Here is a 23889-nt window from a genome sequence, read left to right on the forward strand (position 1 = left end):
CACCGATCGATGACGACCGGCTCGGGCCTGACGGGCGGCAGCTATGGCGGGTTCATGGCGATGTGGGCGAACACGCAGACCGATCGGTTCAAGGCGATCGTCGCCAGTGCCGGCCTGTCCAACTGGGTGAGCTATTACGGCACCAACGGCATCAATACCTGGATGCTGCCCTATTTCGGGAAGACGATGTACGACGACCCCGAGGCATATCGCGCGGTGTCAGCGGTGAATTTCGCCAAGCAGGCACACACGCCCACGTTCATCGTGGTCGGCGAACGCGACATTGAAGTACCGCCGACGCAATCGATCGAATGGTGGAATGCGCTGAAAGACATGAACGTGCCGACAACGCTGGTGATCTATGCCGGTGAGGGCCATGGCATCCGCGATCCTGAACATCGCGCCGACTTGGATAAGCGCACGCTGGCGTGGTTTAACAAGTACCTTGGAGAAAAAGCCGCCGATAGCGGCGAGTAGTTTTCGCCTATTGAGGTTCCCGCTACATGGCATGGTGCTTACAGCGTAAGGCCAGCAAGCGCCTCGACCGCCGCATGTCGGCAGAGATGGCCGTAATGGCGTTCGATCATTTCCGCGCTCGTGTCGCTGATCTGCGCAACGGTCAGCAACGGCAGACCGTCGTTTACGAGATCGGTGATCGTGCTGTGCCGTAACGTGTAGGCGGTCGTGCCAGCGGGCAGTTTGGCTGCAATCACGGCTTTCGCAATCGGGTCCTTCCAAGTCGAACAGTCCCAAGGCTTGCCATTGGCCCGCGTCATCAATGGCGCGGTCGGTGATTTACCCTTTGCCTGCGCGGCAAATAGTTCAGCGGCGGCGGGCGGTATCAGAATGCGGCGCGGCTTCCCGCTCTTGTCCTTTCCGATGCTCAACTCCGACGTTCGTTTGTCAAAATCAGCCACGGTCAGCTGGGCAACCGCCCCGGGTCGCAAAGGAAGCAGACAGAGCGCTTTGAAAAATGGCTGCGCTTCACTGCCGATATGATCCAGCAGGGTCCGGCGCTGCGTGCGGTCGAGATAGAGGGTGCGCTGCCGATCGGCATTTCTGATGGACTTCAGCGCTTCCTGCCAGGCTGCTTCCGTGTTTGGCGTACCGGGCGCCAGAACCTTGTTTAACGCCGCCCGAAGCATCGACATGTCGCGGTTTATCGTCGAGGGCGCGCGAGGGCGGGTCACCTGGGGACCCTTCTTGCGGCGGGTGACCCGCGCCGGCGTTTCCTCCAGCCGCCGGCGCCAGGCTTTCAAATGGTGGCGGCGCAGCTTCGACAATTTCAGCTTGGCTATCGGATCACTGTAGACATAGCGCTTGAAGCGCCCTTTGGCGTCGTCGTTCTCGTCGGCGTATCTGCGGCAAGCCTGTTCTACCGTCTCCACCTTCTGCTCGGGCTCACCGCCCGCTTCTATTATTTTGACGAAGGCCTCGGCTTGCTCTTTGGCAGCGGAGAATCGATCGCGTCCAGGAAGGTCGCCGAAGCCCCCAAGCGCCTTTAACCGGTAGGCACGCTTATCTTCGTCATAGGCGCGTGCAATCCATGTTCCTATTCCTTCACGAGCAGATGGCCGATAGCCCAGAAAACAACCTGGTCGAATACGCTGCCAATATGGCTCACGGCGCGATGGCAGTTCATCGCGCTCTCTCACCCTGCTCAGGTCTAGCCCCATCGCACCACCTCGAAATCCATTCCGTACGGAAAAAGTACGGAAAACATACTCAGACTTCACTGCGCCTTGGGAGATACAAAATCAAGGTTTTCCGGGACCTTTTGAATTTCAGGATGTGCCAGAAACCCCCATTTCAAAGCGCTCCTTGCGCAAGGTCGCGAGGTGGTTCTGCGCGCCGCGCAACAGCAACGGAAACACGCTTGCCGGCGTCGCCGATGCCGCTCCGAAATAGCGGTCGCGAATGGTCGCGTTGACCCGGCCCAATGCGCCATATTGTGCGGCTTCCAGCACGGCGAACAACCGGCCGAGCCGATAGGCCGGGTTCGTCTCCTCTCTGTCCAGGCTCATCGGGGCTCCTTCCCTTGCCAGCTTTCGTCTCTTGTCGCGTTCCAGCACCGCGCGGATCGCGGCGGCGTGCCAGCCGCGCGCCGGGTCGTCGCCCGCGCGCAGCCGCATGATCGCCGCCGACAACAGGCTGCGCGGATAGCGCCCGCCGCCAAGCACCGCGCGCGCGACTTCGCCCGCGAGCAGCGGCGGGATATTGTCCCATTTCTGCTGCGCGGCGGTCGTGTTCACCAACAAGCGGTTGATTGAGGGCGGAGTCTTCCACGGCAACGGCTCGACGCGGCAATCGGCTTCGTGCGCGGCGAGATTGCGGGCGAGGTCGCCGAGGCTTTGTGTAAACCAGAAGCGGATCGCCAAGCGCGCCGCATTGGGTGCAAGGCCGAGCACATGAAGCTGTGTACTGGGGCGAAGTTCGCCCAGATCCGTGGTGACCGGCCGCCCCGCCGCGAGCGGTTCCAGCGCATCGCGCAGCTTGACGGCTTCGGTCGCGTCCTGGTCGCCACCGCGATCGGCAGCGCCGAACAGTATCGCGAAATAGTCCTCCGCCGCGGCTGCGTGGCTTTCATCCGTCGCGGACGTGTCCGCCCAGAACACCGTGGTCGCATCGCCGATCCGGAGCCGGTGCCGACTGCTGCGATCGAGCAAGCGATTGAGCGCAGCGCCGTAGCGGAAGGCTGCTGTCTCACCCGTCGGCGCATTATCGCCCTGTTTCCGCCCCCAGGATTCGAAAGCATCGAGATTGAACGAGACCAGCGCCGCACCCGAACTCTGCGCGCCGTCGACGCCCCCGATGGTCGGATGCAGCCGCGCGATGGGCACGTCCTCGCCTGTAACCAGGCAACGCCCGGTTTCTCCGGCCGTCGTGCGGGCGGCGACAAGCGGCGCGGCGGCCGGACGTTGGTGAATGAAGCGAGGTGCGCCGCTATCATCAACGTCGCCGTCAAGCCGGAAGACGATATTGGTGTCGAGCATGTCGTCGGAAAATGGCGGCTCCGAAAAGCGTTCCGGCACCCAATTCTCTAAGAAAAACCGAAGTGCTGCCAAGCCGGCATCGTCGGTGTCGGCCAAAAGCTCGAAATGCAGATCGCGGAACGCCTGATGTTCCTCGGCGAGGCGCTTGCCGGCGCCGGCCGTTGCTCCAAGCACATAAGCCGTTTTGTCCCACAGGAAATAGGGTTTGATTCCGCTCGTGCGTCCGGCCGCGGCAGGCACATCGCGAAGAACCGGGCGGGGCTTCTTGCCCGTGTGATCCCGGACATCGACGACATCAATGACGGTGCCGTTTCGAGCAAGGATCACCGCGAAACTAATCTTTTCCCGGCTGAACCCCGGCCGTTCGGCCTCTCCCCGCGCCGCCATCCGATCGTAATAGCTCGACAGCGCCTGGAGGATGGTCATGCCGCCAATCCCTCGGCGACCAGCTTTTCCTCCAGCACGCCGTCGTCGAGCTGCGCACGGAAGAAGGTGGCTTCCTGGCCGGGCGCATAGGGCGGTGCGTAGCTCATCCAGCCGAGATCGCGGTTGCGCTCGGCTTCGGGCAGCGTGCTTTCGGGCAGCGACGCGCCATCCTCGATCAGGCGGAAGTCGCAGGCGAATTCGCGGGTGCCGAGACAGGGGCGGTGAAAACACTGCCCGCTGGCGGCGCGGCGATTGAACATGCTGATATGTTTGGCGGGCGTATCCTCCGCCCCGGCCTTGGCCGTCATGTCGAAGCGCGCCTCGATGACATAGCCGACATCGACAAGCAGCGTCGTCGCGCGCTGTTGCCGCGTGGCAGCCACGTCGATGCCCACCCCGGCGGTGGTGCCCGCTTTCATCGCGCTTTTGGCCAGCCGTTCCGAGGCCTTGGCGGAGACCTCGTTGCGGCGAAAGGACTGGAAGCGGATGGGCTTGAGCACATGAATGCGCGTCACCGTCCACGCAATCGCCGGCTTCCAGTGGATCGCTTCGAGGATACCGCGCGCTGCCGCCGGCGTCATCACGTCATAGGAAACGCGCTCGACCTTCATCTCGGGCCGCGTAAAGCAGGCGCGCTCTCCCCAGACGTGCAGACGGATGCCAACGGTCATGCGTTTCCCCCTCGAAGATATGCTTTTATCGTTCGGCCGAAAGCACAATAGGGGAATCCGCTCGGATACGGATCAGAACACCCCCGCCCGCGCATCCATGCCGAATGGATCGAGCGAGAGCCCGGTCGCTTCGCTGTAGAGACTGTCGCTGACCAGATGGACGAAGCGGTCGCCATAAGCGGGAAGCACGGCTTGCACCGCGCCGCTTGCCAGCATTGCCGCGCGCGCTTTGGTCGGAATAGAAACGGTGAACTGCTGCAACCGCCGCAGAACGTCGCCGGGTGGCCGCTCCGCCATTCGGAGTTGGTCGAGCAGACCCGACACCTCGTCCCGGCCATCGCCGCCGCGCCACGGCACGATCACCGGGTCCATGACATCGTCGATCATGCGAAAGGCGTCGGCGATGCTGCGATAGGGAAAATCGAAGGGCGGCACGGCGCGCTCCGCAATTGCCGGCAGGATCGGATAGGGCTTCCCGGCGAGCGTCGCGGCATCGAGCGCCTCGTCTCCCTTGGTCCAATAAAGCTCGCGGAAATAGGTCTCGACCGCGCCGAGGCCAAGCGGGTCGGCCTCATGTCCGCGCATCGCGGCGCGCATCGCGGCTCTCGGTTGCTCGAACACTGCCGGCGATTTGTGATCCGCCGCCTCGAACACCACGACCTCACCCCGGTTCAGCTTGCCCTCACGATCGCACCGTCCCGCCGCCTGCGCGATGGAATCGAGACCCGCTTCGGCGCGCCAGACCTCCGGAAAGTCGACATCGACGCCCGCCTCGATCAGGCTCGTGGCGACAAGGCGCACCGGCCGCTTTTCCTTAAGGTCGTCTCGTATGTCCGCCAGCACCGCGCGGCGATGCGCGGGGCACATCAACGTCGTCAGATGGCGGGCGCCCGGCATCTCAGCGATCTCGGCGAACAGGGCCTGGGCGTGCTTGCGGCTGTTGACGATGCACAGCATCTGCTCGCGCTCGGCGAAGCGTGCCGCGATCCGGGCGTCGGCGACGCTTCCGGCGTGCCGGACCTCGGTGCGGCGCAATTCGTCGTAAAGCTCGCGCGGGCGCGGCGCGAGTTCGCGGTCGTCTGCGATCTGTAAACCGTCCCGAAAGCCCTTCGCCTCCGTCACCGCCGGCTGGGTCGCCGTACACAAGACCACGCTCGCACCGTAATTGCCGGCAAGTTCGTCGATCGCCGCCAAGCAGGGCCGCAGCAGATGAGTGGGAAGCGTCTGCGCTTCGTCGAGGATGATCGCGCTCTTCGCCAGGTTGTGGAGCTTGCGGCAGCGCGAGGTGCGGGCGGCATACAGACTTTCGAAGAACTGGACCGCGGTGGTAACCACGATCGGCACGTCCCAGTTTTCCGCCGCGCGGCGGAACTTGTCGGAGGCATCGCGCCCTTCGTCGTCCGCCTGTGCGATGGTTTCGGCCCCCCACATGCTCCCATTCAATATTGCCGTGATGTTCGAGCACGTCGGCTTCACCCACCGCCGAACGAAAGACAGCAGCGGTCTGCTCGATGATCGAGGTGTAGGGAATGACATAGACGATCCGCCGCAGCCGGTGGCGAACGGCATGGTCGAGCGCGAAGGCGAGACTGGCCAGCGTCTTGCCGCCCCCGGTCGGTACGGTCATCGTGAATAGCCCGGGCGGCATTCCGGCCTTGGCCCGGGCATGGCCGAGAATTTCGGCGCGAAGCGTGTTCAGGTCGCTCTCGCGGGCGCTGTCCGTCAACGCCGCGAGATGCTTGGTCAACCGTTCACGTAAGACCGGGAGCGACGAATAGCCACCGCGCTCCTTCGCGCCGTAAAAGGCCTCGGTCGCCAGAAAATCGGCATCGACGAGACAGGAGAACAGCATCCTGCCCAGAAAGGCCGCGGAATAGGCGCGCTGACGCCGAAATGGGAAAGGCGGTGGCGCGATATGGGGCAGCGGCCCGGTCTCGGTTTCCCAGCCCGCATAATCGGGCAGATCGGCCCGTGCCAGCCGCTTCTTCAGATCGCCGCCATCCGCAAGCCCGGCGTGATGGCCCGCGACAGCAAAGGCGAGCAGCCGGCCCAGAAAAGAGTCGAACCGCTTGCCAGCCTCGATCGCGCCGGCGGTGCTGTGATCCACTGGCGGTCCACCACGAAGCCGGTCCTGGAATTCAGGCGAACATTTGCCGATGTCGTGCAGCAATCCGGCTGTTTGCGCCAATGCGGGGATGTTCAGATGCGAGCCTAACTCGAATGCCTTCGCTCCTACCGCAGCGAGATGCGCCGACAGCGGCTCCCATCGTTCCTCCGGCGAATTGGTGACCGAATGTGCGAAGACTTTCATGATGGCTTGCAGATAGCAAATGACAGTGCCGACCAACAGTGAACCCCTGGAGAGCTTGAACGTCTCGGAGCGATGCGGCTGCAGACCGAAGGCGGCACAGATCCGCCGAGGCTGGCGATGGGGATTGGCACCGCGATCTTGAGGCGACCGCCGGAGGCACGCCCGCATATCGCCGGAGGCGCTGTCGGGTTGCGGCGCACAGCTTTCAGACGCGGGTTGCGTCGTCCGGCACACTGCGCATCGGTTCGTCGCCGCGCCCTCTCTCCGAACGGGAAGGATTTCGACGCCGACGGCACCTTTTCCCGATCAGTGCATTGTCTTCGTTGGCCGCCGTGGCTGACCCGGCGGACCAGCGGAAGAGGAACCCGCGACGATGAAAGACGATACCGAGCAGCATATTCGCGACCGCGCATATCAGATCTGGCAGGAGGAGGGGCAGCCCGAAGGCCGCGAGCATGAACACTGGGCCAGGGCGAGAACCGAAATCGAAGATGCGCGCCCCGGCGCGGCAAAGTCCGGGGAACGCAGGCAACGGGCGAGCAGCACCCGCAAAACAGCGACGAAAAGGGCGCCTGCCAAGCGCGCGGGCGGCCGGAAGCGCACGACCAAGGCCTAACGCCACCTGCATACCGACCAAGGTCCGGAGAGCTGTCACTTGCCCCTATCCGCACATCGCTACATATCCGCGCCCCTTGATGCGATCGGTTCGGACGGCATCTGTCGCGGTGGCAACCTTGCCGGCCTGGCCCGCGAAACCGGCGCGGACGCGGTTCTCCTGAGCGGACGCATGTCGCTGTTCGAAGCGGGGATTGCGCAAGCCGTGGAACCGATCCGCGGCAGTCCCGACGACCTGCCGCCCTGCACGATCGAGGTCGATCTGAGCCGCTTTCCGCTCGACCATCCGCTCGTTGTCGCGCATCCGGAGGCCTTTGCGGTGCGCCGTGCCGGCGGCGCCCGCGCGACCGTCGATCCCCGGCGGCCCATGCCGGCAGCCGGGGAGGCGCTGGCGCGATTACGGGCGCCTGATGCTGTCGATCGTTTCGGCGAGCTACTGGTCGAGCGGCTGGACGCGCTGGCATCGGCCGGCGCCCGCGGCTTTCGGCTCCTGTCGCCCGAGCGGCTCGGCGTCGATGTGGTTCGCTATCTCGCAGAAGCCTTCGCAGGGCGTGAGATTACCTTCCTTGCAGGACCGTTGCGGGACCGCGCGAGCGCGCGGCGCCTGGGCGCATCGGGCATCGACGGCCTGGTTACGTCTTTCGGCCGATGGGATCCGGGCGCGCGCTGGATGACCGAGGAGATCGAGGCATTGCGCGGCACCACCGCGCTCGTCGCCGAACTCTCCGCCGACCATGTCCGGCCGGAGGTCGCGCTGAAGGTGGCGCCGCTTCTCTCCGAAGGACTGGTGGTGCCGCTGACATGGCTCGCCTCCCCCGATCTGCGCGAGGCCGCCACGCGTGCTTTTGCCGACCTTGACCGGCTTGCGGAAATACGCGGCGAGGTTCGCGAGGCCAGCGCTCCCGACGACCCCGTGACGGTGATCGCGCGCGGCGACCGAGGTGACTTGCGCATGGCGGAACGGATCGTCGTCGCCTTGATCAATCGCGAAGAGACGCGCCCCTTGCCGATGCCGGCGCCGCTGCTCCAGCCGGTCGGGTTCCCCTGCTCCGCCCTTTCCCCGCTCGATGGCGGAACGGCGCCGCGCGAACTCGGCGAGGGCGATGCGTTGCTGCTGCGCGCCGAATGTGCGCCCGCGGTCCGCCGGCCGCAGCCACCGCTCCGCGATCCTGCCGCCGCGCGCAACTGGCCCCGGCTCGTCGTGGAGGACCTGTCGCCAAGTGTCGCGGGCGGCGACTTCGCGGTGAAGCGCGTGGCCGGCGACTCCGTCGGTGTGGAGGCAACGGTCTTCGCCGACGGGCACGAGCAGCTCGCCGCTGAACTCCAGTGGCGCGCCGCCGATGCGGACGCATGGCATACGGCGCCTATGACGCCGCTTCCCAACGACCGCTGGACGGCGTCCTTCGTGCCCGACCGGCTCGGCGCACATGAATTCCGCGTCGAGGGTTGGCTCGACCGCTTCGGCGGCTTCCGGCGCGATTTCCGCAAGAAACGCGATGCGCGCGTAGCCCGGCCGGTCGACCTCCAGGAGGGCGTGGCGCTGGTTGAAGCCGTGGCCGGGCGCAGCAGGGGTGACCTGAAGAAGGCGCTGCAGGCGGTGCTGGCCGACTGCGCAAAAGCAGATGATGAGGTTCGGGCGGACCTGCTGCTTTCGGACGATCTCGCCAAGCTGGTGAGCCGGGCCGACGACCGCCCGCACGCGATCCGCTCGCCGGTGCAGCGGCTGGACGCAGAACGTCTCGCCGCCCGTTTTTCCAGTTGGTACGAACTTTTCCCGCGCTCCATCACCCCTATTCCGGAATCCGGCTCCAGGCCGCGCCACGGCACCTTCGCCGACGTGATCGATCGGTTGCCCGCCATCCGCGACATGGGCTTCGACACGCTCTATTTCCCGCCGATCCATCCGATCGGACAGACCAACCGCAAGGGTCCCAACAATACGCTGACACCGGGGCCGGACGATCCCGGCAGCCCCTATGCGATCGGCAGCGAAGCGGGCGGCCATGAGGCCATCCACCCAGAGCTTGGCAACTTCGAGGATTTCGACCGGCTCGTCGCCGCGGCGCATGAGCAGGGCCTGGAGATCGCCCTCGATTTCGCCATCCAGTGCGCGCCCGATCACCCCTGGCTGAAGGCGCATCCCGGCTGGTTTGCATGGCGCCCCGACGGCAGCATGAAATATGCCGAGAATCCGCCGAAGAAGTACCAGGACATCGTCAACGTCGATTTCTACGCCCCCGGCGCGGTGCCCGATCTGTGGCTGGCGCTGCGCGACATCGTGCTGCTGTGGATCGAGCACGGGGTGAAGACGTTCCGCGTCGACAATCCGCATACCAAGCCGCTGCCGTTCTGGGAATGGATGATCGCCGATGTGCGCGGCAAGCATCCCGATGTGATTTTCCTCGCCGAGGCCTTCACCCGGCCGACAATGATGTACCGCCTCGCCAAGGTCGGCTTTTCGCAAAGCTACACCTATTTCACCTGGCGCGATCGCAAGCACGAGCTCATCGAGTATGTCACCGAACTGACGACGACGGCGCCCAGGGAGTTTTACCGGCCGCACTTCTTCGTCAACACGCCCGACATCAATCCGTTGTACCTGCAAGGCTCGGGCCGCGCCGGGTTCCGCGTGCGCGCCGTGCTCGCCGCGACCCTTTCGGGACTGTTCGGCGTCTATTCGGGGTTCGAGCTGTGCGAGAGCGCCCCGCTGGGGCCGGGCAAGGAAGAATATCTCGACAGCGAGAAGTACGAGATCCGCCCGCGCGATTACGAAGCTCCGGGCAACATCATCGCCGACATCACGCTGCTCAATCGCCTGCGCCGCACCTGGCCGGCGCTTCAGACGCACCTCAATACGCGCTTCTACCAGGCGTATGATGACAATATCATCTGGTACGGAAAGCCCGCAGCCGACCGGCGGTCGATCATCATGGTGATGGTCAATCTCGATCCGCACCGCCCCCATGAATGCGATTTCGAGGTGCCGCTCTGGGAGTTCGGGCTGGCCGACGACGGCAGCGTCGCGGTCGAGGATCTCGCCGCCGGCTACCGCTTCACCTGGCACGGCAAGGTCCAGCATATCCGCATCGCGCCCGACGAGCCCTTCCGCCTCTGGCGGATCGTCCCGGAGCGCGCGTCGTGACCGCGCCGCAGTCGGTGAGCGCGACCGTGGCGGCGGCGGACGACCCGCTGTGGTACAAGGACGCGGTCATCTATCAGCTTCACCTCAAGTCGTTCTTCGACGCGAACGACGACGGGATCGGCGACTTTGCCGGGCTGATGCAGAAGCTCGATTATATCGCCGATCTGGGCGTCACGGCGATCTGGCTGCTGCCCTTCTATCCCAGCCCGCGCCGCGACGACGGATACGACATCGCCGAATATCGCGACGTCAGCCCCGATTACGGCACGATGGAGGAAGCGCGCGCCTTCATCGACGCGGCCCATGTCCGGGGCATCCGCGTCATCACCGAACTGGTCATCAACCACACGTCGGACCAGCATCCCTGGTTCCAGGCGGCACGCCGCGCACCGCCCGGCAGCCCCGAGCGCGATTTCTATGTCTGGTCCGACACCGACCAGCTCTATTCGGGCACGCGGATCATCTTTCTCGACACGGAGAAATCGAACTGGACGTGGGACGAAGAGGCCCGAGCCTTCTTCTGGCACCGCTTCTATTCGCACCAGCCGGATCTCAATTTCGACAATCCCAGGGTGCTCGCCGAAGTGCTGTCGGTGATGCATTTCTGGCTCGATGCGGGAATCGACGGCCTCCGGCTCGACGCCATTCCCTATCTGATCGAGCGCGACGGCACCTCGAACGAGAACCTGCCCGAGACGCATGCGGTGCTGAAGAAGATCAGGGCCGATCTCGACCGCCATTATCCCGACCGCATGCTGCTTGCCGAGGCCAATATGTGGCCCGAGGACACGCAGGCCTATTTCGGCGACGACGACGAATGCCACATGGCGTTCCACTTTCCGCTGATGCCGCGCATGTACATGGCGGTGGCGCAGGAGGACCGCTTCCCGATCACCGACATCATGCGCCAGACGCCCGACATTCCCGAGCACGCGCAATGGGCGATCTTCCTGCGCAACCATGACGAGCTGACGCTCGAAATGGTGACCGATGCCGAGCGCGATTATCTGTGGAACACCTACGCCGCCGATGCGCGCGCGCGCATCAATCTGGGCATCCGCCGACGCCTTGCGCCGCTGATGGAGCGCGACCGCCGGCGGATCGAGCTGATGCACGCCCTGCTGCTCACCATGCCGGGCACGCCGGTCCTCTATTATGGCGACGAGATCGGTATGGGCGACAATGTCTTCCTCGGCGACCGGGACGGGGTGCGCACGCCGATGCAATGGTCGGTCGATCGCAATGGCGGCTTCTCCCGCGCCGACCCCGCGGCTCTGGCGCTGCCGCCGATCATGGACCCGGTCTATGGCTATCAGGCGGTCAATGTCGAGGCGCAGGAGCGTGACCGCCATTCGCTGCTCAACTGGCTGAAGCGCATGCTCGCGGTGCGCGGTCAGCACCGCGCGTTCGGCCGCGGCACGCAGCGCTTCCTGCGCCCGGCCAATCGCAAGGTGCTCGCCTTTTTCCGCGAACAGGGCGGCGAGACGATTCTGTGCGTCGCCAATCTCGCGCGTACCGCGCAGGCGGTCGAACTCGACCTGCACGAATTCGCCGGCCGCACGCCGATCGAGCTTTCGGGCGAAGGCGCCTTTCCGCGGATTGGCCAGCTCCCTTATTTGCTAACGCTGCCGCCCTACGGCTTTTCGTGGTTCGCGCTGTCCGAGGATGCCGAGGCGCCCGACTGGGCAAGTGCGGCGCCCGGCGAGGCGGTCGAGCGCCATACCTTCGTGCTGCGCCCGGACCTTGCCGATATCACGTTGGGCGCCAATCGCGGTGTGCTCGAAGGCGACGTGCTGCCGGACTATATCGCACAGCGCCGCTGGTTCGGCGCCAAGGACGAAACGGTTGCGCGGACCCGGCTCGTGCGCGCGACGCCGCTCCCCGGGGCACAGGACCTGCTGCTCGGCGAAATCGCGGTCGGGACCGACCACCGCGAGACGACCTATCTGCTCCCCTTCGGCATTGCCTGGGAGGGGGAACAGCATGGCCGTTTCGCCTCCAACCTCGCGATCGCGCGGGTGCGGCGCGGTCGTCATGTCGGCCTGCTGACCGACGGCTTTGCGCTGGCGACGTTCGCCTCGGCGGTGGTCGCGGCGATGCGCGACGGCGCGCGCTTGCCGAGCGGCGAGGGCGAACTGCGCTTCACCGCCTTCGACGGCTTCGACCTCGATCCCGCGGACGAGCCCGAATGGATCGCCGCCGAGCAATCGAACAGCACGATGATCATCGGTGCCAGGGCGGTACTCAAGCTGCTGCGCAAGGTCGCGCCGGGCATGCACCCGGAGGTTGAGATGGTCCGCTACCTCGCCGCCGGCGGTTTCGAGAACGTACCGCCGATGCTGGGCACCGCCAGCCGCGTCGAAGACGGCGAAGAGACGTTGATGATGCTCGCGCAGCGGTTCGTGTACAATCAGGGCGACGGCTGGCAATGGACGCTGCGGGCGCTGGAGCGCGCCGCAACCGACAGTGCGAGCGGTTCGGCCGATGCCCAGGATTTCGCCCGCAACGCCGGTCGCCGGCTGGCCGAGATGCACGCCGCGCTCGCGCGCGACACCGATGATCCGGCCTTCGCCCCCGAAACGATGAGCGCGGACGAGGCCCGGCGCCTGGGCGAACGGGTCACGGCGCAGTTCGACGCCGCGCTCACGCGGCTGGACAGCGACGTGCAGTTCACCGGGAAAGAGGCTGGCGCCGCGGACTTCCTCACCGGGCAGCGCGATGCGACCGTGCGGTCCATCGCGGATCTGGCGGCGCGCGCGGCGGGGCGGGCACGCACGCGAATCCACGGCGACCTCCATCTGGGCCAGATACTGGTCGCCGGCAACGATGCCGTGTTCATCGATTTCGAGGGCGAACCGACGCGCCCGCTCGCCGAGCGCCGGGGCAAGGACCTGCCGCTTCGCGACGTCGCGGGCATGCTGCGCTCGTTCGACTACGCCGCCGCCGTCGCCGCACGCGATCTGCCCGCCGCCGCCGAGCCGTGGGAGGACGAAGCCGCACGGGCGATCGCACAGTTCCGCGAGCGCACGATCGCCGCTTTCCACGCCGGCTATTTCGGCGATGAGGCCGCGGCCGATCCGCTGCTGGACCTCTTCCTGCTCGAAAAGGCGGCATACGAAGTGAGCTATGAAGCCGCCAACCGTCCGGGCTGGATCGGCGTGCCGACCGCCAGCCTCGCCCGCATCGCAGCAAGACTGATCCACAAGGAACTGCCATGACCGCCAACGACACCCTGCTCGCCGGCGCGGCCGCGGCACTGCTCGAGGGCCGGCTGGAGGACCCGTTCGCACTGCTCGGGCCGCACGGCGAGGGCGCGGAGCGCACCGTGCGCACCTTTCAGCCCGGCGCGGAAAGCGTCATGCTGATCGCCGGCGACGACAGCGAGCCCGCCGCCATGGACGAAGTCGCACCCGGCGTGTTCGTCGGCACGCTCGGCGCGCGCGACAGCTATCGTTTCCGCGTCGTATGGCCGGACGGCGTCGTCCACGAGACCGAAGACCCCTATTGCTTCGGCGTGATCCTAGGTGATCTCGACCTCCACCTCTTCGCCGAGGGGAGGCACTTCGATCTGGCGCGGATCTTCGGCGCCAATCGGCGCGTCATGGACGGCGTACCGGGGGTCGCATTCGCCGTCTGGGCACCCAATGCCCGTCGCGTTTCCGTGGTGGGCGACTTCAACGGCTGGGACGGCCGCCGCCACCCGATGCGGCTGCGCCACGGCGCCGGCATATGGGAACTGTTCGTTCCGCGCCTCGGCACCGGCGAGCGCTATAAATTCGAGGTCGCCGGCGCCGATGGCGGGATCGTGCAGAAGGCGGACCCTGTCGCCCGCCAGACCGAGGCACCGCCCGCGACCGCCTCGGTCGTCGCCGATCCACCCGAGTATCGCTGGAACGACGAGGACTGGATGGCGGAACGCGCGCAGCGCCATGCCGGCGATGCGCCGATTTCCATATACGAGGTCCATGCCGGCTCGTGGATGGCGGCACCGGGCGAACAGCGGGAAGCGCTGGACTGGGCCGGCCTCGCCGACCGGCTGATCCCCTATGTCGCGGACATGGGCTTCACGCACGTCGAGTTGCTGCCGATCATGGAACACCCCTTCGGCGGCTCCTGGGGATACCAGCCGCTGTCGCAATTCGCCCCTTCGGCCCGGTTCGGCAGCCCGGAGGATTTCGCGCGCTTCGTGGATGCCGCTCATCGTTCGGGTATCGGCGTCATCCTCGATTGGGTGCCGGCGCACTTTCCGACCGACCCGCACGGTCTCGCGCACTTCGACGGCACGCATCTCTACGAGCATGCCGACCCGCGCGAGGGTTTCCATCAGGACTGGAATACGCTGATCTACAATCTCGGCCGGCGCGAGGTTTCGGGATTCCTGCTGGCCTCGGCGCTGTGGTGGCTGGAGACCTTTCACATCGACGGTCTGCGTGTCGATGCCGTCGCCTCGATGCTGTACCGCGACTATAGCCGCAATGCCGGCGAATGGGTGCCGAACGTCCATGGCGGGCGCGAGAATCTGGAGTCCGTGTCCTTCCTCCGGCACATGAACGCCGTCGTCGCCGAACGCTGCCCCGGCGCGATCACCATAGCCGAGGAATCGACCGCCTGGCCCGGCGTGACGGCGCCCGTCACCGATGGCGGGCTGGGCTTCGACTATAAGTGGAACATGGGCTGGATGCACGACACGCTCCAATATATCGAGCACGACCCCGTCCACCGGCGCTGGCACCACGACGCATTCACCTTCAGTCTGGTCTATGCCTATTCGGAGCGGTTCGTGCTGCCGATCAGCCATGACGAGGTAGTGCACGGCAAGGGATCGCTGGTCGGCAAGATGCCGGGCGACGAGTGGCGCAAGCGCGCGAACCTGCGCGCCTATCTCTCCTTCATGTGGACGCATCCGGGCAAGAAGCTGTTGTTCATGGGGTGCGAACTCGGCCAGGAAACCGAATGGAACCACGACGCCCCCCTGCCCTGGGACCTGCTGGACGATCCCCGCCATGCCGGCATCCAGCGCCTGGTGCGCGACCTGAACCGTCTTTATGCCGAGCAGCCGGCCCTGCACCGGCGCGACACCGATCCCGGCGGTTTCACCTGGATCGTCGGCGACGACGCCGATAACTCCGTCTTCACCTTCGCCCGCTTCGGCGATGACGACGACGTGCCCGTGGTGGTGCTGCTCAATCTCACGCCGGAGCCGCGAACGGGATATCGTACCGGCATGCCGCGCGGCGGACGCTGGGTGGAGATCTTCAACAGCGATGCCGACCTCTATGGCGGCTCCAACTTCGGCAATGGCGGTGCCGTGGAAGCCGCCGACGAACCGCTGCACGGCCAGCCCGCCTCGGCAAGCGTCACGCTGCCGCCGCTTGCCGCCATCTTCCTCTGCCACGACGAGGTGCTCGCTTGACGCCACTGCCCGACCGGCTCTCGCCCGGCTCCCCCTATCCGCTCGGCGCCACCTTCGACGGCCTCGGCGTGAATTTCGCAGTCTTCTCGGCCAATGCCGAAAGGATCGAATTGTGCCTGTTCGAGCGCACCGGCCGGCGAGAGATCGCCCGCTTCGATCTGCCCGAATGGACCGACGAGGTCTGGCACGGGTATCTGCCCGACGCGCGGCCGGGGCTGCTTTACGGCTACCGCGCGCACGGCCGCTACGCACCGGAAGAGGGGCACCGCTTCAATCCCAACAAGCTTCTGCTCGATCCGTATGCCCGGCAGATTGCGGGACAATTGCGATGGACCGACGCGATGCACGGCTACCGCGTGCGCTCTCCGCGCAAGGATCTCAGCTTCGACCGCCGCGACAGCGCGCCTTCCATGCCCAAGGCGGTGGTGACGATCGACAATTTCGACTGGTCCGGCGACGTCCGCCCCAACACGCCCTGGTCGGAGACGGTGATCTACGAAGCGCATGTACGTGGCCTCACCAAGCTGATGAAGGACGTGGAGCCGGGATCCCGCGGCACCTTCACCGGCCTCGCCCATCCGCGCGTCATCGACCATCTCAAACGGCTCGGCATCACCGCGATCGAGTTGATGCCGATCCACGCCTTCGCGCAGGATCGCTTCCTGGAGGAAAAGGGGCTTCGCAACTATTGGGGCTATTCCACCCTGGGCTATTTCGCGCCGGAGCAGCGGTACATGGGCGGGGGCGACGCCAACGATCTGCGCATGGCGGTGCGCCTCCTCCACGCTGCCGGTATCGAGGTGATTCTCGATGTCGTTTACAACCATACCTGCGAAGGCAGCGAACTCGGCCCGACGCTTTCGTGGCGCGGCCTCGACAACGCCACCTATTACCGGCTGCAGCAGGATAACTGGCGCTACTGCGTCAACGATACCGGCACCGGCAACACCTTGAACCTGTCCAAGGCGCGGGTAATCCAGATGGTGGCGGATTCGCTGCGCTACTGGGCGACATCGTTCGGCGTCGACGGCTTCCGCTTCGATCTCGGGCTCACGCTTGGCCGGACCGACCACGGTTTCGACCCCGGCGCCGGCTTTTTCGATGTGCTGCGCCAGGATCCGGTGCTCGGCCGGCTCAAGCTCATTACCGAACCGTGGGACATCGGGCCGGGCGGCTATGCGCTGGGCGGCTTTCCCCCCGGCTTTGCCGAATGGAACGACAAGTATCGCGACACCGCGCGCCGGTATTGGCGCGGCGACGCCTCGCAGCGCGGCGAGCTGGCGGCGCGGCTGTCCGGTTCGGGCGATCTGTTCGACCGGCGCGCGCGGCGCCCCTGGGCCAGCGTCAATTATCTCGCCAGCCATGACGGATTTCCGCTGGGCGACCTCGTATCCTACGAAGAGCGTCACAACGAGGCCAATGGCGAAGGCAATGCGGACGGCCACGGCGAAAACTTTTCCCGCAACTGGGGTGTCGAGGGGCCGACCGAAGACGAGAACATCCTGGCAATTCGCGATCGGGTGCGCCGTTCGATGCTGGTCACGCTTTTCTCCTCGCTCGGCACGCCGATGCTGCTCGCCGGCGACGAATTCGGGCACAGCCAGGGCGGCAACAACAACGCTTATTGCCAGGACAACGAGATCAGTTGGATCGACTGGAGCAACCGCGAGACCGAACGCGGCGGCGCGCTGTTCGCCTTTACCCGGCGGGTCATCGAGTTGCGCAAGCGGTTCCAGATGCTGCGCGCACCCATCTTCCTTTACGGGCAGGATTCGCCCGGACACGGCGTCAACGACATCGAATGGTTCGACGAACGCGGGGAGCAGTTTTCCGTGGACGACTGGAACAACCCCGAAGGTCGCGCACTCGCGATGCGGCGCGCGGTCCGCTGCGACGACGGCCGTGTGGAGGCGCTGACGCTGCTGCTCAACGCTTCGGACGAGGCGTTGTGCTTCCATCTTCCTCCCGCGCCCGACGTGCCGCGCACGGTTCTTGTCGACAGCGCCGAACCCGACCGCGAGCCGTTCGCCATCGGGCATGAATATGAGGTGCAGGCATATGCCGCGGTGCTCGTCTGCTGGATCACCGGGGCCGGTGAGGAATGAGACGCTGGGGGCCGGAACGCCGTGCCGACGGCCGGGTCCGCTTCCACCTGTGGGCGCCGGACCGATCGGCGGTGGCGCTGAAGCTGGCGGACGGCGGATCCCTGGCGATGACGCGCGACGAAGCGGGGTGGTTCGTCTGCGACGCGGAAGCCGCACCTGGCACACGCTACCGCTTCGATCTGGGCGACCTGCAGGTGCCCGATCCGGCCTCGCGCGGGCAGGCTGGCGGCGTCCATGGCTGGAGCGTGCTTCCCGCTCCCGACCGTTATGTCTGGCAGCATGATGACTGGCAGGGCCGCCCCTGGCGCGAGGCGGTGATCGAGGAGGTTCATGTCGGGCTTGCGGGCGGCTTTGCCGGGCTTGCAGAACAACTGCCGGGCATTGCCGAACTCGGCATCACCGCGATCGAACTGATGCCCATCGCCGCCTTCTCCGGTACGCGCAACTGGGGCTATGACGGTGTGCTGCCATATGCGCCTGCCGAAGCCTATGGCACGCCCGAGGAACTCAAGGCGCTGATCGATCGGGCCCACGGGCTGGGGCTGATGGTGCTGTTGGACGTCGTCTATAACCATTTCGGACCCGACGGGAATTATCTCGGCGCCTATGCAAGCGCGTTCTTCAATCCGGATGCGCATACGCCCTGGGGCGCGGCGATCGATTTCGATGCCGAGCCGGTGCGCCGCTTCTTCATCGACAATGCGCGGATGTGGCTGGAGGAATATCGGCTCGACGGGCTGCGCTTCGACGCCGTGCATGCGATCGCGGACAACGGCTTTCTCGATGCCATGGCGGATGAACTGCGCGAAGCGACAACGGGCAGGCACGTTCACCTGATCCTGGAGAACGAACGCAACGATGCCGACCGCCTGGCCCCCGGTCGCTTCGATGCGCAGTGGAACGACGATTTCCACAACACGCTTCATGTCCTTCTGACCGGCGAGCGCGAGGGCTATTATGCCGATTTCGCCGACCGCCCGACCGAAAAACTTGCCCGCTGTCTTGCCGAGGGCTTCGTATATCAGGGCGACCCGTCGGCGAACCGCGATGGCGCCCGCCGCGGCAAACCGAGTGGACACCTCTCCCCGACCGCCTTCGTTTCCTTCCTCCAGAACCACGACCAGATCGGCAACCGGGCATTTGGCGAGCGTCTGACGGTGCTTGCCGATCCCGACCGGCTGCGCGCGGCGACGGCGTTGCTGTTGCTGAGCCCGCAGATTCCGCTGATCTTTACCGGCGATGCGCTGGGAAGCCGCTCGCCCTTCTTGTTCTTCACCGACTTTCACGATGCGCTCGCCGATACGGTATGCGAGGGCCGGCGGCGCGAATTCGCTCCTTTTGCCGCCTTCGCCGACGAGCAAGCCCGCGCCCGCATCCCCGACCCGAATGCCGAAGCGACGTTCGCGGCCTCGCGGCCGAAACCCGGCCCGGATGCGGCGGATTGGCGCAGGCTCTATCGCGATCTCATCGCGATACGGCGGCGCGCGATCATGCCGCGGCTCGACGGGGCGCGCGGGAAGGCCGCCGACCTGCTGGGCGACGGCGCGGTGGCGGCGCGCTGGCACATGGCCGACGGGGCCGTGCTCGGGCTTGCGGTCAATCTGGGCGACACCCCCGTTTCCTTCCCGGCGTCGCGGGGTGAGACGCTGTTCACGCTGAGGCACCCCGGCGCGCCGGCGAGCTTTGCGGCATGGCTGGAGACATGAGCGCGCTCCACCGCCTCGCCGCTGCCGTCGGCGTTCAGATCGGGTGGCAGGATGCGACCGGTCAGCCGCAGCATGTGTCGGACGAAGCGCTGCGCCGGGTGCTGACCGCGCTGGGGCATCCGGCGGACAGCGATGCGGCCGTCGAATCCAGCATCGAATCCCGCCTGGCGCGGAATCCACCGCCGCTGGTCGCTGCCGACGGGGGCCGGGCGATCCTCATACCGGGGCTTGCCGGAGAGGATTCGGCCGCGCTGGAACAGGAGGACGGGACCGTCCACCGGGTTCCGGTCGAACGCACGGCCGAGGGTCTTCGCATCCCGCCGATAGCCGCGGCGGGCTATCACCGCCTGCATCTGGGCGAGCGCACGATCACCCTCGCCGTCGCCCCGGATCGTTGTCTCGGAACCGCCGATCTGGCGCCGGGCAGGCGCCTCTGGGGACCGGCGGTGCAGGTGCCCGCGTTGCGCGCCGAGCGTGCGACGGATTTCGGTGACTTCGCCACCCTCGCCAGCGCCGCCCGCGCCTTTGCAGGGAAAGGTGCCGACGCGGTGGCGATCAGCCCGACCCACGCTCTTTTTCCCGCCGACGCCAGCCGCTTCAGTCCCTATGCCCCTTCAAGCCGCCTGTTCCACAACATTCTGTTCGGCGATCCCCTGCTGGCCGGCGGACCGGTCGCGGAGGCGCAGACCGGCGATCTGATCGACTGGCACGCGGCGATGCCGGCACGCCTCGCCGCCTTGCGCCACGCCTTTGCGGCACGCGACGAGACGGTTGCGAGCGCGGTCGCCGCCTATCGCGTGCAGCGCGGCCGCGATCTGGAACGCCACGCAACCTTCGATGCGCTTCATGCCCATTTCTTCGCCGCCGATGGTGCGCGCGGCTGGCAGGACTGGCCCGCCGCCTATCACGACCCCGACAGCGTTGCGGTCGACGCGTTCGCACGCGCGCATCGTGCTGAAATCGATTTCTATATCTTTGCGCAGTGGCTCGCCGATACCAGCCTCGGCGCCGCGCAGTCGCAGGCGCGCGACGCCGGCATGGCCGTCGGCCTGATCGCGGACCTTGCGGTCGGAATGGATGGCGGCGGCAGCCATGCCTGGAGCCACCGGGGCGATCTCCTGACCGGCTTGTCGATCGGCGCGCCGCCCGATCCGCTGGGCCCGGAGGGACAGGATTGGGGCATCACAGGCTTCGCTCCCGACGCGCTGCGAAGCACGGGTTTCGCCGGCTTCATCGAGACGGTCCGGGCGGCGACCCGCAATACCGGCGGGTTGCGCATCGATCATGTCCTCGGCCTGCGAAGGCTGTGGGTCATCCCGCATGGCTCCCGTTCGGTCGAGGGTGCCTATCTGACCTATCCGCTCGACGATCTGCTTCGACTGATCGCGCTGGAATCGCACCGGTCCCGCGCCATCGTGATCGGGGAGGATCTCGGCACCGTGCCGGAGGGATTGCGGCCGAAGCTGGCATCGCGCGGCCTCATGGGCATGCGGGTGCTGTGGTTCGAGCGCGACGATGCCGGGCGCTATCGTTCCCCCAGGGACTGGGAGCCCGATGCCGCGGCGATGACCGGCACGCATGACACGCCGACCGTCGTCGGCTGGTGGCGCGGGCGCGACATCGACTGGCGCGAGCGGCTCGGCAAGCCCGCGGCCGAGGTCGCAGAGGACCGGCGGCAACGGCAGGATGATCGCGGGCAATTGTGGCAGGCCTTCACCCGCGCGGGGACCGCGGACGGCCCTGCCCCCGCGCCCGAGCGGGGCGTGGCCGTCGCGGATGCAGCCCTGGCCTTCGTCGGCGCGACCCCCGCCACGCTGGCGATCGTGCCGATGGAGGATGTCGCCGCGCTCGTCGAGCAGCCCAACCTGCCCGGCACGACAGACCAGCATCCCAACTGGCGCCGCCGGATGCCCGAAGCCGTCGATACGATACTCGCCCGCCCGGATGTCGCGGCCCGGCTTGCGCGACTGGATGCGGAGCGCCGAACATGATCCCGCGTGCAACCTATCGCCTGCAATTTCACAAGGGCTTCACCTTCGCCGATGCCGAGGCGCTGATCCCCTATCTCCACAACCTCGGCATCAGCCATCTCTATGCCTCGCCGATCACCACCGCGCGCCGGGGTTCGATGCACGGCTACGATGTCGCCGATCCCACGCGCATCAATCCGGAGATCGGCGGCGAAGCGGGGTTCCGCTCGCTGGTGGCGGCGCTGCGGTCGCACGGCATGGGCGTCATCGTCGACATCGTGCCGAATCACATGGGCGTCGCCGGCGGTGACAACCCGTGGTGGAACGACGTGCTGCGCCATGGCCGCGCCAGCGCCTATGCCGATTTCTTCGACATCGACTGGCGGCACAAGGTCATGCTGCCGATCCTCGGTGCGCCGCTGGACGAGGTGATCGCGGCGGGCGAGATCGGGGTCGATGCGAGCGGCGCCGAGCCGGTGCTGAGCGTCTATGGCGAGCATCGCGTGCCGATCCGGCCGGCGGATCACGCCATCGCGAGCGCCGTGGAGAGCCACGCCGAGATCGCGGCACTGCTCGATCGGCAGCATTATCGCCTCGTCTGGTGGCGTGTCGCCAATGACGAACTCAACTGGCGCCGCTTCTTCACGATCAACGACCTGGCCGGGCTGCGCGCCGAAGACGAGCGCGTGTTCGAGGCCACGCACGCGCTCTATTTCCGGTTGTACGAAGAAGGCCTGATCGACGGCGTCCGGGTCGACCATATCGACGGCCTCACCGATCCCGCGGGCTATTGCCGCCGCCTGCGCGAGCGGTTCGCCGCGACCGGGGAACGTACCGATGCCGCGCGCGGGCACGCTTATATCGTCGTGGAGAAGATCCTCGCGCCGGGGGAGATGCTGCCGCCGGACTGGCCGGTCGACGGCACCAGCGGCTACGATTTCATGGCGGATGTGACGGCACTTCTGAACGAGCCCGCCGGCGAACCGCCGCTCACCCGCTTATGGGACGAAATGGCGCGCGACGCCGACACTTTCGCGGCGGTCGAACGCACCGCGCGCCGCGAGATGCTGTCCTGGGCGTTCGCTGGCCAGCTCGATGGCTGTGTCGAGGCCTTTGTAGCGCTTGCCCGCTCGAACGGCGAAACGCACGCGCTCACACCCCATATGCTGCGGCGCGCGATCGAACGCGCGCTGTGGGCTTTTCCCGTCTATCGCACCTATGGAACCGGAACTGGCGCTCCGCCGGGCGACGGCTCCGTGCGCAACCGGGTCCGCGAACGCGCCGCGCCCTATAGCGCGCCCGGCGAACGCGGCGTACTGGACAGGCTGCTCGACTGGCTCGCGGGCGAAGGTCCCGGCGATCCGGCGCTCGCCGCAGAGGCGGTACGACGCTTCCAGCAATTGGCGGCGCCGATCGCGGCGAAGGCGGTCGAGGATACCGCCTTCTACCGCTACGGCCGGTTGCTGTCGCTCAACGACGTCGGCGGCGATCCGGGCCGGTTCGCACTTTCACCCGATGATTTCCTGCGCACGGTCGCGCGGCGGGCGGAGCAGCACGCCAATGCCATGCTTGCCACCGCCACCCACGATCACAAACGCGGCGAAGACACGCGCGCGCGGTTCGCGGTGCTCAGTGCCATGCCCGAAGCCTGGCGCTGCGCCGTCGCCGACTGGGATTCACTCGCTCACGGCGCGGACAGCGGCATCCATCCGGCCGACCGCTACATGCTCTATCAAACGCTGCTGGGAGCGTTCCCGCCCGGTCCGTCGGAACGCAACGCCGAAGTTCTTGCGGACTTTGCCGAGCGTGTCGTCGGCTGGCAGGTGAAGGCGCTGCGCGAGGCCAAGCGCCGTTCATCCTGGGCCGCCCCCGACGAAGCATATGAGGCTCGCTGCACGACCTTCGTCCGCAGCCTCCTCGATCCACAATGTTCGGGCGGGTTTCTTTCCAGCCTGGACGCGTTCCTTCGCCGTATTCACGCCCCGGCGATGGCGAACAGTCTCGCCCAGACAGGGCTGCGCTACCTGCTGCCGGGAGTTCCCGATTGTTACCAGGGCGCCGAGCTCCTCGACCTCAGCCTCGTCGATCCGGACAACCGCCGACCGGTGGACTTCGACTTGCGCCGCGCCGTTCTCGACGGAGATTCGAACGCGCCCGGCGCGCGCAAGCTGGCGCTGATCCGGACACTGCTGGCGCTGCGCCGCGACTGCCCGATGCTGTTCAACGGCGGACCAATCAAGCGGACTTCCGTAAAGGGCGAGCGCAAGGACCACATTCTCGCCTGGACTTGCCGTCACGGGGACCGCGTCTTGTTCGCCGCGGTCGCGATCCGCCTTGCGCCGGCCCTGGCCGACACGGACAACTGCACGCCGGAGCCCGCATGGTGGGCCGATACCGCCATCCTGGCGCCCGGTGACAGATGGATCGCGGCCGCGGACTGCTTTGCCGATTCGCCCGTCAGCGCGTCGATCATCTCTGCCCGCTCATAGCCGCCGGGCAAGCTGCCGTGTGACGCACGCCGCGGCCGCGCGATGGAA

The 23889-nt window shown here is 66.5% G+C and carries 14 protein-coding genes and 1 pseudogene; 10 read left to right on the forward strand and 5 right to left on the reverse strand.

Going from position 1 to position 23889, the window contains the following annotated elements; genetic code table 11:
- Nucleotides 1-9: 9 nt before the first annotated feature.
- Nucleotides 10-477 (forward strand): alpha/beta hydrolase family protein, encoded by a 468-nt coding sequence (locus RPR59_RS14610; RefSeq protein ID WP_313915295.1) that lies wholly within the window; start codon nucleotides 10-12, stop codon nucleotides 475-477.
- A 38-nt stretch (nucleotides 478-515) separates the two neighbouring features.
- On the opposite strand, the gene RPR59_RS14615 is transcribed toward RPR59_RS14610, so the two are convergent.
- The 4 genes from RPR59_RS14615 to RPR59_RS14630 form a co-directional block, all read right to left on the reverse strand.
- Nucleotides 516-1676 carry a tyrosine-type recombinase/integrase gene (locus RPR59_RS14615; protein ID WP_313915297.1) on the reverse strand — a complete coding sequence of 387 codons (1161 nt, stop codon included), beginning with the start codon at nucleotides 1674-1676 and terminating at the stop codon, nucleotides 516-518.
- 108 nt (nucleotides 1677-1784) lie between these two features.
- Nucleotides 1785-3419 carry a type I-C CRISPR-associated protein Cas8c/Csd1 gene (gene cas8c, locus RPR59_RS14620; RefSeq protein WP_313915299.1) on the reverse strand — a complete coding sequence of 545 codons (1635 nt, stop codon included), beginning with the start codon at nucleotides 3417-3419 and terminating at the stop codon, nucleotides 1785-1787.
- Entirely contained in the window at nucleotides 3416-4090 is a 675-nt protein-coding gene (gene cas5c / locus RPR59_RS14625; RefSeq protein ID WP_313915301.1) for a type I-C CRISPR-associated protein Cas5c, read from the reverse strand. The genes cas8c and cas5c overlap by 4 nt, the downstream gene beginning before the upstream one ends.
- 72 nt (nucleotides 4091-4162) lie before the next feature.
- A complete protein-coding gene (locus tag RPR59_RS14630; protein ID WP_313918570.1) occupies nucleotides 4163-5521 on the reverse strand; it encodes a CRISPR-associated helicase/endonuclease Cas3 in 1359 nt (452 codons plus the stop codon).
- Between the two features lie 22 nt (nucleotides 5522-5543).
- Between RPR59_RS14630 and RPR59_RS14635 the strand changes: the two genes are divergently transcribed.
- On the forward strand, nucleotides 5544-5726 hold the full coding sequence (locus RPR59_RS14635) for a hypothetical protein (protein ID WP_313918572.1): 183 nt from the start codon (nucleotides 5544-5546) through the stop codon (nucleotides 5724-5726).
- 234 nt (nucleotides 5727-5960) lie between these two features.
- Here the strand turns inward: RPR59_RS14635 and RPR59_RS14640 are convergent.
- Nucleotides 5961-6569, reverse strand: a pseudogene (locus tag RPR59_RS14640) (CRISPR-associated endonuclease Cas3''); the annotation flags it as partial.
- Between the two features lie 205 nt (nucleotides 6570-6774).
- Here RPR59_RS14640 and RPR59_RS14890 point away from each other — a divergent pair.
- Genes RPR59_RS14890 through treY form a run of 8 tightly spaced genes read left to right on the forward strand, consistent with a single transcriptional unit; the run spans nucleotide 6775 to nucleotide 23841 of the window.
- A complete protein-coding gene (locus tag RPR59_RS14890) occupies nucleotides 6775-7017 on the forward strand; it encodes a DUF2934 domain-containing protein (RefSeq protein WP_432280269.1) in 243 nt (80 codons plus the stop codon).
- Between the two features lie 39 nt (nucleotides 7018-7056).
- Nucleotides 7057-10158 (forward strand): alpha-1,4-glucan--maltose-1-phosphate maltosyltransferase, encoded by a 3102-nt coding sequence (locus tag RPR59_RS14645; RefSeq protein ID WP_313915303.1) that lies wholly within the window; start codon nucleotides 7057-7059, stop codon nucleotides 10156-10158.
- Nucleotides 10155-13376: a maltose alpha-D-glucosyltransferase gene (gene treS, locus RPR59_RS14650; protein ID WP_313915305.1), complete on the forward strand. Its 3222-nt coding sequence runs from the start codon at nucleotides 10155-10157 to the stop codon at nucleotides 13374-13376. The genes RPR59_RS14645 and treS overlap by 4 nt, the downstream gene beginning before the upstream one ends.
- Nucleotides 13373-15571: a 1,4-alpha-glucan branching protein GlgB gene (glgB, locus tag RPR59_RS14655; protein WP_313915307.1), complete on the forward strand. Its 2199-nt coding sequence runs from the start codon at nucleotides 13373-13375 to the stop codon at nucleotides 15569-15571. The genes treS and glgB overlap by 4 nt, the downstream gene beginning before the upstream one ends.
- On the forward strand, nucleotides 15568-17676 hold the full coding sequence (glgX, locus tag RPR59_RS14660) for a glycogen debranching protein GlgX (protein WP_313915309.1): 2109 nt from the start codon (nucleotides 15568-15570) through the stop codon (nucleotides 17674-17676). The genes glgB and glgX overlap by 4 nt, the downstream gene beginning before the upstream one ends.
- Nucleotides 17673-19382: a malto-oligosyltrehalose trehalohydrolase gene (gene treZ, locus RPR59_RS14665; protein WP_313915311.1), complete on the forward strand. Its 1710-nt coding sequence runs from the start codon at nucleotides 17673-17675 to the stop codon at nucleotides 19380-19382. The genes glgX and treZ overlap by 4 nt, the downstream gene beginning before the upstream one ends.
- Nucleotides 19379-21373, forward strand: coding sequence for a 4-alpha-glucanotransferase (gene malQ / locus RPR59_RS14670; protein WP_313915312.1), 1995 nt, complete (start codon nucleotides 19379-19381; stop codon nucleotides 21371-21373). Before treZ ends, malQ begins: the two co-directional genes overlap by 4 nt.
- Nucleotides 21370-23841 (forward strand): malto-oligosyltrehalose synthase, encoded by a 2472-nt coding sequence (treY, locus tag RPR59_RS14675; RefSeq protein ID WP_313915314.1) that lies wholly within the window; start codon nucleotides 21370-21372, stop codon nucleotides 23839-23841. The genes malQ and treY overlap by 4 nt, the downstream gene beginning before the upstream one ends.
- The last annotated feature ends 48 nt before the right edge of the window (nucleotides 23842-23889 follow it).

Source organism: Stakelama saccharophila (genome assembly GCF_032229225.1).
Taxonomy (GTDB): Bacteria; Pseudomonadota; Alphaproteobacteria; order Sphingomonadales; family Sphingomonadaceae; genus Sphingomonas; species Sphingomonas saccharophila.